10 protein-coding genes and 1 pseudogene are annotated in these 15,055 nt (G+C 45.7%); 4 read left to right on the top strand and 7 right to left on the bottom strand.

What is annotated here, in order from left to right; all coding sequences use genetic code 11:
• Nucleotides 1-100 precede the first annotated feature (100 nt).
• From betA to betI, 3 genes are read right to left on the bottom strand one after another with little or no spacing between them, the layout of a single operon-like run.
• A complete protein-coding gene (gene betA / locus L5L77_RS02580) occupies nt 101-1,786 on the bottom strand; it encodes a choline dehydrogenase (RefSeq protein ID WP_263184778.1) in 1,686 nt (561 codons plus the stop codon).
• A 9-nt stretch (nt 1,787-1,795) separates the two neighbouring features.
• Complete coding sequence (gene betB / locus L5L77_RS02575) at nt 1,796-3,265, bottom strand: betaine-aldehyde dehydrogenase (protein ID WP_263221971.1); 1,470 nt, start codon at nt 3,263-3,265, stop codon at nt 1,796-1,798.
• The gene (betI, locus tag L5L77_RS02570) at nt 3,250-3,861 is read right to left on the bottom strand and encodes a transcriptional regulator BetI (protein ID WP_263145113.1); all 612 of its coding nucleotides are present in this window, start codon (nt 3,859-3,861) and stop codon (nt 3,250-3,252) included. Before betI ends, betB begins: the two co-directional genes overlap by 16 nt.
• A gap of 601 nt (nt 3,862-4,462) precedes the next feature.
• Here betI and yiaY point away from each other — a divergent pair.
• The 3 genes from yiaY (at nt 4,463) to L5L77_RS02555 (ending at nt 7,322) form a co-directional block, all read left to right on the top strand.
• Entirely contained in the window at nt 4,463-5,611 is a 1,149-nt protein-coding gene (yiaY, locus tag L5L77_RS02565) for an L-threonine dehydrogenase (RefSeq protein WP_263193083.1), read from the top strand.
• A gap of 850 nt (nt 5,612-6,461) precedes the next feature.
• Nucleotides 6,462-6,827 (top strand): hypothetical protein, encoded by a 366-nt coding sequence (locus L5L77_RS02560; protein ID WP_028760718.1) that lies wholly within the window; start codon nt 6,462-6,464, stop codon nt 6,825-6,827.
• A gap of 288 nt (nt 6,828-7,115) precedes the next feature.
• Nucleotides 7,116-7,322, top strand: a complete 207-nt coding sequence (locus L5L77_RS02555) for a hypothetical protein (protein WP_028760719.1) — start codon at nt 7,116-7,118, stop codon at nt 7,320-7,322.
• Nucleotides 7,323-7,402: 80 nt separating this feature from the next.
• On the opposite strand, the gene L5L77_RS02550 is transcribed toward L5L77_RS02555, so the two are convergent.
• The 3 genes from L5L77_RS02550 to aceB form a co-directional block, all read right to left on the bottom strand.
• Nucleotides 7,403-7,771 carry an acyl-CoA thioesterase gene (locus L5L77_RS02550; RefSeq protein ID WP_006080843.1) on the bottom strand — a complete coding sequence of 123 codons (369 nt, stop codon included), beginning with the start codon at nt 7,769-7,771 and terminating at the stop codon, nt 7,403-7,405.
• Between the two features lie 535 nt (nt 7,772-8,306).
• The gene (gene aceA, locus L5L77_RS02545) at nt 8,307-9,632 is read right to left on the bottom strand and encodes an isocitrate lyase (RefSeq protein ID WP_028760720.1); all 1,326 of its coding nucleotides are present in this window, start codon (nt 9,630-9,632) and stop codon (nt 8,307-8,309) included.
• A gap of 140 nt (nt 9,633-9,772) precedes the next feature.
• A complete protein-coding gene (gene aceB / locus L5L77_RS02540; RefSeq protein WP_263184781.1) occupies nt 9,773-11,422 on the bottom strand; it encodes a malate synthase A in 1,650 nt (549 codons plus the stop codon).
• Nucleotides 11,423-12,282: 860 nt separating this feature from the next.
• On the opposite strand from aceB, the gene L5L77_RS02535 reads away from it, so the two are divergent.
• Nucleotides 12,283-14,748, top strand: coding sequence for a TonB-dependent receptor (locus L5L77_RS02535; protein WP_263184782.1), 2,466 nt, complete (start codon nt 12,283-12,285; stop codon nt 14,746-14,748).
• Between the two features lie 74 nt (nt 14,749-14,822).
• On the opposite strand, the pseudogene L5L77_RS02530 reads toward L5L77_RS02535, so the two are convergent.
• Nucleotides 14,823-15,055: pseudogene (locus L5L77_RS02530) on the bottom strand (IS4 family transposase); the annotation flags it as partial.

Genomic DNA, 15,055 nt, shown 5'->3' with positions numbered 1-15,055 from the left:
CATGACCCTTTTGAGTCATCAATTAATGAGTCACTTCAAAATTGAAGCCGCCAGTCCGTCGATACGACGGACCGAGCAGGCGTGTTGTTAACTTATGGCTTTAACTTGTTGCAGTGCTTCTTTGTGTGGTTTGCCAAGCGTCGGCAACCACAACGGCGGAATCTGCTGGCGCTAACATCTCAGCCTCTAAGATCAGATCCGCGGCGCGCTCAGCCAACATTATGGTCGGCGCGTTCAAATTGCCGTTCGGGATAGTCGGGAAAATAGAAGAATCCACCACCCGTAAATTCTGCAATCCATGCACGCGGGTTTCGGGATCCACCACCGCCATCGCATCAGTGCCCATCTTGCACGAGCAAGAAGGATGATAAGCACTCTCAACCGATTGACGCACAAAGGCATCGATTTGCGCATCGGTTTGCACTTGTGTGCCGGGTTGAATTTCCTCACCACGATACTCATCGAATGGCGCTTGATTGATGATCTCACGAGTCAAACGCACGCAGGCCCTAAAACCTTCAATATCATCGGGATGCTGTAAATAATTGAACTGAATTTTGGGCGGCGCTTTAGGATCTGCCGACACTAAGGTCACGGCACCACGACTCTTAGGCTTGTTATGGCCTACATGTACCTGAAACCCATGACCCGCAAAGGCTTCTTTGCCATCGTAACGCATAGCCGCAGGTAAAAAGTGGTACTGTAAATCTGGCCATTCCAGACCCGCTTTTGAGCGAATAAAACCACAGGACTCGAAGTGATTCGTAGCCCCTAAACCGGATCTATCTAAAATCCACCGAGCACCGATTAAGAACTTGCTGAAAGGATCTAACTTGCCATTGAGTGAAATCGGTTTAAGGCATTTGAATTGGAAATAAAACTCTAAATGATCCTGTAAATTCTGACCAACACCGGGCAACTCATGTTGTAACTCGACCCCTGCATCGGCCAATACTTGGGGATCGCCAATGCCTGATAATTGCAGCAAATGCGGCGAACCTATTGAGCCCGCGGCTAAAATCACGTCTTTGTTACAACGAATATCTTCAACTTTACCTTTGTGTTCGATGCGAACGCCAACGGCCGTTTGTCCTTCCAATAACACTTTATGCACTAAAGCGTGGGTCACAACCGTGAGGTTACGTCTGGCCATCGCCGGACGTAAATAGGCATTGGCGGTTGACCAGCGTACGCCTTTTTTGACCGTCATGTGCATAGGGCCAAAACCTTCTTGCTGCGCCGCATTATAATCGGCGGTCGATAAATACCCCGCCGCAATGCCCGCATCCACAAAGGCTTGATATAAAGGATTCTGCATCTGATTACCGTTATTCACCCCTAACGGCCCTGACTCACCGCGATACTCATCACCACCAAAGGCCCAGGTTTCCGCCTTTTTAAAGTACGGCAAGCAATGGCTATAATCCCAATCGGTCGCCCCTTGCGCCTGCCACTCATCAAAGTCCCTGGCATGACCACGAACGTATACCATGCCGTTGATCGACGATGAACCGCCAAGCACCTTGCCCCGAGGACAATGCATCTTGCGATTATCTAAATACGGCTCAGGCTCAGTTTCAAACTGCCAAGCATATTTAGGGCTGTTCATCGGAATTGATAACGCCGTAGGCATTTGAATAAAGATGCTCTTATCGCTGCCTCCGGTTTCTAATAACAGCACTTCGTTTTTAGGATCCTTTGACAAGCGATTGGCAAGCACACAACCCGCTGATCCTGCACCAACTATGATGTAGTTATAATATTTTTGCTCTAATGACTGAGTCAAAATGCCTCCTTAAAATGGGCTTTCTAAGGGCTGCAGACCCACATAAACGGCTTTAACTTGGGTGTAATGCTTGAGTGTCTCACTACCGTTTTCACGGCCAATACCCGACAACTTATAACCTCCCACGGGCATTTCGGCTGGCGAGGCGCCATAGGCATTGATCCAGCAAATACCCGCCTGTAACTGATGAATGACCCTATGAGCACGGCTGATATCTTGGGTAAACACCCCAGCGGCCAAGCCCATGACGGTATTGTTTGCCCGAGCAATCACTTCCGCTTCCTCTTTAAAGGTGAGTACCGACATCACAGGGCCAAAGATTTCTTCTTTACAGATGCGCATCTCGTCGGTGCAATGGGTGAAAATCGTCGGGGCGACGAAGTAACCATTGGGAGCATTTTCAGGTGTTAATGCTGTGCCACCGGTGAGCAGCGTTGCGCCGTCATCGATACCTTGCTGAATATAATCGAGCACTTTTTGCTGGTGGTCTTTGGAGATCAAGGCGCCAAAGTTAGTCTCTGGCGCCATAGGATCGCCTACCACAATATTGGCTTGAGTACGGGCAAGCAGTTTTTCGATAAAGCGTGGATAAACTGACTCATGGACAAACACCCGCGTCCCATTAGTACAGACTTCACCTTGGGTATAGAAGTTACCGAGCATGGCACCTGAAACGGCATTATCGATATCGGCATCGTCAAATACGATAAGCGGTGATTTACCACCGAGTTCCATAGTGACGTCTTTTAATGAACTTGCCGCCGCGGCCATGACTTTCTTGCCAGTACCGACTTCGCCAGTGAAGGACACTTTGGCAATATCCGGATGTCCCGTTAACCAAGCGCCAACCTTGCCATCGCCCATCACGACGTTAAATACGCCATCGGGCAGACCCGCCTCACTAAAGAGTTGCGCCAATTTCAGTGCGCCAAGCGGCGTTTCTTCCGAAGGTTTAAAAATCATCACATTGCCGCTAGCTAAGGCAGGTGCGGCCTTCCAACAGGCGATTTGCAATGGATAATTCCACGCGCCAATGCCAGCACAAATGCCTAAGGGCTCGCGGCGGGTGTAATAAAAATCCCCACCGACTTGCTGCTGCGCGCCTTCAAGCCCAGGGGCAATATGGGCGAAAAACTCGATAGCATCTGCGCCTGTGACCACATCAACCACTGAGGCTTCTTGCCAAGGTTTACCTGTATCGCACACTTCGATTGCCGCGAGTTCATCATTACGGGCGCGCAATAATGCGACCGCGTTTAACAGAATACGGCTGCGTTCAGTGGCACTCATGGCAGACCAAATCACAAAGCCTTTTTTGGCGCTCTCGATGGCCGCTTGCTGAATTTTTTCATCGGCCACTTGCACTCGGTACGCCAATTGCCCGGTGGCAGGATTGACGACGTCGAAGGTTTCGCCGCTGTCGTTAGCGAGCAACTGACCCGCAATAAAGTTGTACTGAACTTCTACTGATACTGACATGTATTAACTCCATGCTGCTTTATCACGTTATGGATAAAGGTCTTGCATAATTTTTCGGCCTGAACAAAATCCTGCTCAGGGGTTTCACTTAAGGCGCTGCGTAACCAAAATCCATCGATCATCGCCGCCGTTTGCTCAGCAGCCATCAGGGCAAACTCTTTGGGCAACACGTGCCGAAAGGAAAAATGTAAGTTGCTGTATAAGCGGCGACTATTGATATTCTGCAAACGGGCTAACTGAGGATCGTGGACGGCCTGTGCCCAAAAACTCAGCCAAGTGTGAGTGACATTTCGTGAGCGCTGTAACTCGGTAAAATTCGCTTCAACTATCATCATTAAGCGCTCTGTTGGCGCCAACACTTGTCCTTGGATTCGATTGAGCAATGCTTGCTTTAACTGCTCGAGCAAGTGGCGCAGCGTCGCTTGGATTAAGCCCTGCTTACCACTGAAATAATGACTGATGATCCCCGACGACATCCCCGCCAACTGACTAATGCTGTTGATGGTCGTGTGCTGCAATCCATGCAAGGCAACCGATGCTAATGTCGCATCGATAAGCTGCTGTCTGCGTATCAATTTCATTGCGGCTTTAGGCATAAATACTCAAGGAATAACCACTCTCTCAATACTCTGAACGACGTTAATTGAACGTTCAATTAACAATCATAATAATGATTAGTGATGTAACTATCAACCTAAAATAGCACAGTGACAAAGCTCACAAGTTAGTTATGTAAAAAAGAATTAATCCGTAAAAATAAGATAAATCTATAGATTTCTTTGACTTGCGGCCCTACCACAACCACAGCAGCACGCATGAATTAATATTAGATATCAAACTAATTAATTGGGGTTAATGCTACAAATGAGAGTGTTTATGAGGTTTAACCTCTGTTAGATTTAACAATTGAGCCGTCAAACTCTGGATAAAAAGTGGGATAAAAAGTAAACGAAAAATGCACAGAAATGATGCATCACAAGGGGCGCTAACAACGCTAAAAAAAAACATATCGTACGCCAACACTAATACCCGTCATAAAAGTCCGAAATTTAGTTACCCAGTTCCAACTTTAGTGGGAAATTGCCCCCAGATAAGCGCCGAACTCGATCGAGCTCACACTTTCACTACCTCCAAATTGGTAGCTTGATCACCAGAAAAGAACACAACTTAATCTTTACAAGCAAATAGGTGGATTTTATGGCTGCTAAATTTTTTATTCCTTCTGTCAACGTGTTAGGCCAAGGCGCTGTGGATGACGCTATCGGTGACATCAAAACCTTAGGCTTTAAGCACGCACTCATAGTGACAGACAAACCCTTAGTCAAAATTGGCTTAGTCGGTGAAGTGGCCGAAAAACTCGGTCAAAATGGTATTACCTCCACCATTTATGATGGCGTACAACCTAACCCAACCGTGACCAACGTCGAAGCGGGTTTAGCCCTATTAAAAGCCAATCAGTGTGACTTTGTGATTTCACTCGGCGGCGGCTCCCCCCATGATTGCGCCAAAGGTATCGCCCTTGTTGCCACCAATGGCGGCAGCATTAAGGACTACGAAGGGTTAGATCAATCTGCAAAACCACAGTTGCCATTAGTGGCCATTAATACGACGGCAGGTACTGCCAGTGAAATGACGCGCTTCTGTATCATTACCGACGAAGCCCGCCACATTAAAATGGCGATTGTCGATAAACACACTACGCCTTTGCTGTCGGTCAATGACCCTGAGCTCATGCTGAAAAAACCTGCGAGCCTCACGGCCGCAACCGGTATGGATGCACTCACTCACGCAGTTGAAGCCTATGTGTCTATTGCAGCTAATCCGATCACCGACGCCTGTGCGATCAAGGCCATAGAATTGATTCAGGCTAACTTAGTCAACGCGGTTGAAAACGGTCAAGACATCAACGCCCGTGAACAAATGGCCTACGCCCAGTTCTTAGCGGGTATGGCCTTTAACAATGCCAGCTTAGGTTATGTGCATGCGATGGCGCACCAATTAGGCGGTTTCTACGATCTGCCCCACGGTGTGTGTAACGCCCTGCTGCTGCCCCATGTACAGGAATACAACGCCCAGGTCGTCCCTGCTCGCTTAAAAGACATTGCCAAGGCTATGGGTGTGGATGTGTCTGGCATGACCGATGAGCAAGGTGCCAGTGCGGCGATAGCGGCAATCAAAAAGCTGTCTGTTGCGGTTAAGATCCCAGAAAATCTGACCTTGTTAGGCGTGAAAGCGGAAGATATTCCAACACTTGCGGATAACGCGTTAAAAGATGCCTGTGGATTCACCAATCCAAAACAAGCGACCCATGCGGAGATCTGTCAGATCTTCACCAATGCGCTGTAATTGTGCGCTGTAATCGCCATACTTTATCAATCGCAAGTTATCGCACAGCAATCGTGCGCTAACTTGCTGGATAACGACTGATTATCCTGCTAGTGCGTAAACACGACTTCATCCTCCAATGAATTCGTTTTAGGCTCCAATAGTGCACAGATTATTGCTGCACTATTGGGGCCTTTTTTACACCTGTATCAACAAGATGGTGAGGTAAGTTACTATCTTAAAAATTGAGTAACAAAAACCAACATAAAACTCAGTGTCTATGCACCTTTGCACTGACAAAACACTCACAAATCAGCATATTCAAGAAGAAAGGATCTGAACCTAAAATATTCATAGCAAAATGATATAAAAAACGTGATCTCTGTGGGTTACAGACTGTTACAGATCCGATAAGATGGCCCCAGTTCGCTTTTTCCCTGCAAAAGATGAAGCCAGCTGAGAGGCCCGTTCTAACGAATGGGCCTCTGTCCATTCTGCCTTCTGCGTTTCCTCTGCGACAACTTATGCTGCCAGTTACCCGTATAGCTCCCATCAAAGTTTAATTAACCTATTTACTCCGCTGTTAACTCTTTTTATCAATAAGACTTACTGACGACCAAGTTGTTGCTTTATTAATCAGTAATTCAGCAAAAGCGAAACTTCACCCAAAACTGAGATCTAGCACAAAGTTATTGGCATAAAACTCATGCTAAATAGAGACATGACAGATTAAGTAAATGGTTAATTTTCATGCAGTAACTATCCTTCTCCGTCAAAAAACATCAAGGCTATATAGACTTAATTAATGATTGACCGAATTCAAAAACGATGCCTATGATGGCAACAATATCCTCGAACAGGTAGGTACGCTATGACTGCAATCACCCATGTATATAACTACACAGTTAGATGTCCACATTACAAAGATCCTGAACATCCCGTTACTTGGTTAAATCATATTGAAATGAACCAGTCCTGTGAGATCGCGTTAAATCGCATCACTAAATGGCACGAGCTTTCTGGGGAAAAAACCTTCGAAACGAATAAGTTTGTGGTTCGTAAAGCCGAAAATGAAGATGCTTACTTCTCAATGCAGAGTGACAGACTCAAAAATGACGGCCATGCCTTAGTCACCTTTAAAATCTTTTTAGACGATTGCTGTGACGATGCGGCGCCAGAAGAAATCATGCAGCACCTGATTGAAGACTATCAACAACGCTTAGCCAAACTCGAATAATCTTTGCAGTATTATTTAGCGACCTTAGACGCCAGTGCGCAAAACGCCACTGGCGTTTTTATTTGTCGAGTTCGATAACTCAACCCACGACGTCATTTAATGCTCTTAGTTTCACTCACTCGGTTGATACTCGAACAGAAACATTGCAACAGCGGCTCAGCAGATAATGTCGCCATAGCGTGATTCAGCTCAAGATCTGTTATATTGTCCCGAATGTCATTTTGCACAGTAAAAATGGCAAGGCCCAGTAAATTGAGTTACGAACTTAAATTGAGGATTGGCATCACAATGAATAAAGCGACGCTCATTATTATTCCTTTATTACTCGCTACATCCGCCTGTGCGGATTTAAAGGACGCAGGCCGTGCCATCGGCACAACGACTAAAGAAGTCACCACTGAGATAGGCCACGCGACTAGAGACACGACAAAAGCCATAGGTCATGCTTCACGGGATGCGGTCAAATCGGTAAAAGAAGATTTAACCAAAGACTAATGACAGTGACGCCTAGGCGTCACTGCTCATTTTAAGCATCTTATACATTTAAGCATCACGCATTTTAAGCGCCACGCCCCTTAAGCCGCATTCGCCCGAATACCATGGGGCACAGGCAATCCTTGGGCATTCACATGCACAAACACCATCTTATCTATACTCACCACTGGCGCCTGCGTCATCTTATTGCGTACTTGACAGCTGACAGTAATCGAGCTGTGGCCGAGACTCACGAGCTCCAGACCAAACTCAATCACATCCCCTTGATGCGCTGGCGTCATAAAGTTGATTTCAGAAATCAGCTTAGTCACATGGCTGGTGCTCTTCATCTGACAGGCAGCAAAAATGGCGGCCTCCTCATCTATCCAACTGAGCAACTGACCGCCAAACAGGGTATTTGCTGGATTTAAATGTTCAGGTTTAACTAAACGGCGACTGTAATATTTCATGGCGGTGACCTCAATGTGAATGCCAATAATCAGCTTTAATGCACTGTAACTTCCCGTAATATTCAGAGCATTATTCAGGCCACATTTGATAGCTATTAAATAACAATGAGATAGCAATAAGTTACTGTAAAATAATCCGATTATTGCACCAAGTCGTATCAGAGTTGCACCATATTAATCAGCGCAATAGTGAACCAATAAGCAAAAAAATAGCGACTCATAGAGTCGCCAAGCTAAGGCAAGCAAAAACTTACAGGGTAGGAAGTTAAGTCACAAGGTTTGACTTAAAAACCCGCGCAGCACATGTAGGCGAACTGTACGGGGACAACAGCTGCAAAGCAGCTAAACACAGGCTTACGGGTAACACTCTTTCATACTCAACTCGAGATTTAAGCTGCAAGCTCGGTAACTCATCACAGTCCGCTCTTGCCCTCTATTTCGAGTTTTTAACCACGCCTCACCAGATACATCAGCATAAGGCGTGCTGAGGAGTGATCCACAATCACAATGGACCATCCTAAGCGCTGCTTACTGCTTAAAACTGCTCTTCTTCGGTAGAACCTGTCAGTGCGGTCACTGATGAATGGCCACCTTGAATAACCGTAGTCACTTGGTCGAAATAACCTGTGCCCACTTCCTGTTGATGCGCGACGAAGGTGTAACCTTTCTTCGCTGCAGCAAACTCAACTTCTTGAACTTTTTCAACATAATGCTTCATGCCTTCGCCACGAGCATAGTCGTAAGCGAGGTCGAACATGTTGTACCACATGTTGTGGATGCCGGCTAAAGTGATGAACTGGTACTTGTAGCCCATGTCTGACAATGCTTGTTGGAAGCGCGCGATAGTGGCGTCATCCAGATTTTTCTTCCAGTTGAACGAAGGCGAACAGTTGTAAGCAAGCAGCTGATCTGGGTACTGAGCATGAATCGCTTCAGCAAAAACACGTGCTTCTTCAAGATCCGGTTTAGCGGTTTCACACCAAATCAAATCTGCATAAGGGGCATAGGCAAGACCACGAGAAATCGCTTGGTCAAGACCCGCTTTCACACGGTAGAAACCTTCATTGGTGCGCTCTCCAGTCACGAAATCACGATCGTATGGGTCGCAATCTGAAGTTAACAAATCGGCCGCGTTAGCATCGGTACGTGCGATAACCAGCGTATCGACACCGCTCACGTCCGCTGCTAAACGTGCAGCAACCAGCTTTTGTACCGCTTCTTGGGTTGGCACTAATACTTTGCCGCCCATGTGACCACATTTCTTCACTGAAGCTAACTGATCTTCAAAGTGAACACCGGCAGCGCCTGCGTCGATCATCGACTTCATCAGTTCGAAGGCATTTAATACGCCGCCAAAACCCGCTTCTGCGTCAGCAATAATTGGCAGAAAGTAATCAACAAATTTTTCATCTTCTGGATTAACACCATTGCCCCACTGAATTTGGTCAGCACGACGGAATGAATTATTGATGCGTGACACCACAGCCGGCACTGAGTTGGCTGGGTATAAAGATTGATCTGGGTACATAGTGCCGGCTAAGTTAGCATCGGCTGCCACTTGCCAACCTGAAAGGTAAATCGCTTCGATACCCGCTTTCGCCTGTTGTACCGCTTGACCACCCGTTAACGCACCCAGTGAATTCACATAGCCTTTTTTAGCGCCACCGTTAACCAATTCCCATAACTTAGCAGCACCGCGCTTAGCGATAGTATTCTCAGGCACGATTGAACCGCGAAGCGCAACCACTTCTTCTGCGGTATAAGGACGACGCACGTGTTTCCAACGTGGGTTTTCTGCCCAATCTCTCTTGATTGCATCAATCTGCTCTTGACGTGAAGTCTGAGTCGTTGCCTTAGTCATAATGTCGCTCCTTTCTCTTTGCTGTTGTAGCTATCATGAAACTGCCCCCCAGTTTCACTCTGCTAAATTGTTTGGTTGGCGGTAGCCCCGCCACAGCTAAATCTGGTTTACCTAAAACGGTTCAAGCAAATGGGTTCATCCTAGGCTGTCAGCATTTCGTAACCGGGTAAGGTTAAGAAATCGACCAGCTCGTCGGAGGTGGTAATGTCTTCGAGCAATACCGCAGCTTGGGTGAATTTGCCATGGGTGAATCTGTCGCTACCCACTTCTTTTTTCACGTTCGACAGCTCTTCAACCAACATGTCTTTAAAGAGTTGTTTGGTCACTAATTTGCCGTTTGACAGCGACTTACCATGTTGGATCCATTGCCAAATTGATGCTCTAGAGATCTCAGCCGTAGCCGCATCTTCCATTAAGCCGTAAATGGGTACGCAACCATTGCCACTGATCCACGCCTCTAAATACTGCAGGGCGATACGAATGTTCAGACGCATCCCTTGTTCAGTGCGCTCACCATCGCAGGTTTTAAGTAACTCACTAGCCAGAATTGGCGCGTCTACATCACGGGTAATATGTAATTGATTACAGTGATCTTGGCCTATGTATTCGTTGAAAATCCCCATAGCGGTGTCGGCAAGGCCAGGGTGCGCTACCCAAGTGCCATCGTGGCCGTTACGCGCCTCAAGTTCTTTATCCTTACGCACCCGCTGCAATACGGCTTCGTTCTGAGCAGGATCTTTGGCTGGAATAAAGGCTGCCATGCCGCCCATCGCTAAGGCGCCGCGTTTATGGCAGGTCTTAATCAAGAGTCTTGAATAAGCGCTTAAGAAAGGCGTATCCATAGTGACGGCTTGGCGATCCGGTAAGACTCGGTCGCTATGACGTTTTAATGTTTTGATATAGCTGAAGATGTAATCCCAACGACCACAGTTCAGTGCGACGATATTGGAACGTAGCTCATAGAGAATTTCGTCCATTTCGAACACAGCAGGTAAAGTCTCAATCAAGCAAGTACATTTAATCGTGCCCGCTTGCAGACAAAACCTTTCCTCAACAAAAGCAAATACTTTTGCCCACCAGCGCGCTTCAATATGACTTTCTAACTTAGGAATATAAAAATATGGACCACTGCCCTTGGCCAAAAGTTGGCGATAGTTGTGGTAGAAATACAGTGCGAAATCAAACAGTGAGCCAGGAATCGCTTTGCCATTAAACTGCACGTGTTTTTCTTTAAGGTGCAGACCACGAACGCGGCAAATAAGCACTGCAGGATTTGGCCCTAATTTATAGTGCTTACCCGTGTCAGGTGCTGTGTACTCAATATCACCACGCACGGCATCACGTAGATTGATTTGACCTTCGACGACTTTTTCCCAGCTCGGTGCTAGGGAATCTTCAAAGTCGGCCATAAACACTTTGGCGTTGGCGTTGAGTGCGTTAATCACCATTTTACGTTCAACGGGACCTGTGATTTCCACGCGGCGATCGAGTAAGTCATCGGGAATACCGCGAATCTGCCATGCACCATCACGGATAGCGCGGGTTTCAGGCAGAAAGTCAGGTAATGATCCTTTATCAATACGCGCTTGCTTTTCTTTACGCTTAGCGAGTAAGGCAGGTACTTCGTCGGCAAACTCACGACAAAGGGATTCGAGTAAGGCGACAGCCCCTTCGGTAAAAATGACTTCTTGGCCTGGAATGTCACGCCCCACAATATTCAGCGTGGCGTTTGCTGTAGCTTTACCCAGTGTTGAATTCAATTGCTGTTCACTCAAAGTGTGTTCCGTCATCTTGATGCCCTCCCAAGAGGCTCCACTATCACAGGCTTAACGCTGACATATAAAGCAGTAGCATCCCCAATCACCACTGCTTATAAACTCACCAAAAAACCATCAAATGTTTGTTTCGAACTAAAACTTACCGACAAACGTTTGTATTTGCAACAGTCCAAGATTGACAAAAACATGCATTAACCTAAGTGAAAACCATGCTAAAATTGGTCTGACCAAACAATAAAATAAACAACAAATAACTGATAAACATACAATTAAACATTTTAACCACATATGACAATTGCAGTTAAATGAAACTTGTCAGACAACTTTACCAATCAATACGCAAAGTAATTAATTACGTAATTAAATAACTAAGAGTAAATTTATTATTACATCATTTTTACTCTATTAGACCTAAGTAGAAAATGCTCAATGTTTTGAACTAACCTAGAGGTAAGTCAGATAAATTCATATAAATCATAATGATAAAGACTGTTGCCATTGCCATGAATTAAAACAACCGTTTCATTTTGACGTTTACGTAAACGAAATAAGTGTCATGTGCGATTCAAACTAAGTACCAGGTTGCGTTTCCCGATCAACAAGGTGGGATGTGATGGTTAACTCAAAAAATAAATCACTTTTTTATAAAAAAAATGAAACAAATTTGACATTACAGTGGGATGGAACTTAGACGCGACTTTTTATGAAGCTTTTCTCCTGCGAGAACCCATACCTTACTTCCTCAAATACATGCCTTTTCGTAACACTTATTCGCAGCACTGCACATTTCAACCACGACATCTGAAACATATGTTGCCAACTTAAATGCAAATCATTACTATTCGCGACCTATTTATTTGGGGGAACCATTAATGAAATCATTTCGTTTGTCACTAACTGCACTCGCCTGCCTTTCCGTTTTATCGCAAACTGCATCCGCCGAAGCTAACTCGGTATCAGCAAATACTGAAGCCAACGTTGAGCGCATCACGGTTTATGGCAGACAAAACTCAGTGGTGAAAAATTCAGGGCTAGCGACTAAATCCGACATGTCTCTCATGGAAACACCCGCTGCAGTTGTAATTGTTGACCAAGAACTGATCGAAACCCAAGGTACAGATAATCTGCAAGACTTGATCCGTAACATCAGTGGTGTGACTCAAGCGGGTAATAACTATGGCATCGGTGACAACATAGTCATCCGTGGTTTAGGCGCAAATTACACCTATGACGGTATGTATGGCGGTGCTGGCCTTGGTAACACTTTCAACCCCACGCGCTCTTTAACCAACGTTGAATCCGTAGAAGTATTAAAAGGCCCAGCGACTGGACTCTATGGCATGGGGAGTGCTGGTGGCGTCATCAATTTAATTGAGAAAAAACCGCAATTCGAGTCAAAAAACAAATTTACCGCCGAAGTTGGACAATGGGATACCTACTCCCTTGCTCTGGATAGCACGGGCGGTCTGAGCGATGATGTCGCCTACCGTTTAGTGGCAAAATCCGGCCGCAGTGATGGCTATCGCGATATAGGTACAGACAGAGACGAAATCTATGGCGCCTTAAAATGGGTATTAAGTGATAGCCAAGATGTAATGCTTTCAGGTGCTTACATTAAAGATGCTATCGCCGTTGACTCTATTGGCCACCCGATTCGAATTTACAATGCCGATTCAGTCGGCGGTAAGAGCGCGGGCGAGGTCACGTGGCAAGATCTGGTTAATGATCCCAACGGTAATGGTCTACAACTCACCGATGCACAGCGTCAGCAGTTAGCGGCCTCTTTATCTGGCGCAGACGGCTTAACCCCTTATTCGTTTGGTGATGCAGGGCTGATTTCGCCGATGGCGAAGGACAATGAGGGTGAAGAGTTAAGATTTAAACTGACCCATAATATCTATTTCAGCGACAATTTGTTCCTCAATCAACAATTGCAGTATCGCGACTACACGTCAGGTTTCGCCCGCCAAACTGGTGCCTATAACTATGTCTATTGGAAGCGTAACATCAAGATTAAAAACGTACCTACCGACGTGATTAACGAAGAGCCTAGATCGCCTTTAGTTGAAAACGGCGTACTTTATCCTTTTGCTGCAAGACGTCAGGAATACCGTAAAGTGGATGCCGACGAGACTTCGTGGCAGTACTTTGCCGATTTACGTTATGACTTCCAAATTGGCAATATAGACAATGAATTATTGGTCAATGCCAACTACGAAGACCGTAATATTCGCTTCCAGCAATATTCTATCTTCGATGCCGATCAAATCTATAAAAACAAAGATGGCAAAATCATTTACCAAGGATCTCTGCCTTATATATACGACATCCGCAATCCTAACTGGGGCACAGGTAAATTCGAGGACTATGACCCACTCAAAACCGCTAACTATGACAAAAAAGTCAGTGCTTGGGGCGTAGGTTTACAACATGTCAGTTATCTGCCATACGGCTTTACCACGCGTATTGGTGTTGCCTTTAATGAGATTAAACAAGCCTATGAGCACTTTGGTGTTGATCCACGCTATAGCACTAGCCAATCCCAAGCGACACCAGAAGCCGATACCACAGATAACGGTATGACCTATAACCTAGGGTTAACCTACATGCCGATTGAGGATTTATCATTTTTCATCAACCATTCTAAAGGGCGCACCGCTTACAGTGTACTTGATGCAGTAAAAGATAATGCTACCGACCGAGATGATTCAGAATCAATTAGCAATGATCTAGGTATGCGCTTTAAAGCATTTGAGGATCAATTGCTTGGCTCACTGGTATTCTTTAAAAGCTCGCGTACTAATGTCGCCTATAACAACCCTGATTATACCAATGGCATATTAACCCCTAATATTCCCGTGTATTTTTATGATGGTAGCGAAGATACTCAGGGGGTCGAACTCGATCTCAATGCCCACCTGAATGATCAATGGCGCGTTAACCTTAATGGCATGTACCAAGATGCAAGGGATAAGCAAAACCCGAATGACGTCGCAAATTACGACAGCCGTCAAAAAGGTGTACCTTATGTCACTGCCAGTGCTTGGGTGACCTATGGCGCCGATTGGTTTAGCTTATCAAGCCCAATCGAATTAAGCCTTGGTGCTAAATTTGTCGATGATCGCAGCACGCACTCTAGCTCATTTGGTATTCCAGACGGTTATGTGCCTAGCTATACCGTTGTCGACTCGGCGGTGAGCTACAACGCGGATTCTTGGAAAATCCAGCTGAACATCAATAACCTTTTCAATAAAGACTATTACAGTAAAGCCATGTTCCTCGGAGGTATGCCGGGTGAAGAACGCAACGTCAAACTGCAATACAGCTATAGCTTTTAACACCTAAACATCAGCGTTAAATTTGATGTTGTAAACCAATAAAAAAGAGAGCATTTATGCTTAATGCCGTTCACTTAAGAGTGAACGGCATTTTTCTTTGGTCTAACCGGGAACTTGTTTTTGCTCATTTTAAGAACTCGTGGATATGCCCTTTCCCGTTTACCATCCAGCTTAAATTGCCGTGCATTTCGTTCTATATCCAATACGTCTCTCGGGACATTCCCCGGTGTTTGTGATGACAGTTGTGTCAACTTGAAGATGATATAACTCGCCGCATCCCGAAAACTCAGTTGATTGGGATGGACCG

Origin of the sequence: Shewanella sp. SM29 (assembly GCF_025654245.1) — a bacterium.
GTDB lineage: Bacteria > Pseudomonadota > Gammaproteobacteria > Enterobacterales > Shewanellaceae > Shewanella > Shewanella oncorhynchi.
This window is presented reverse-complemented; position numbering and strand designations above follow the sequence as displayed.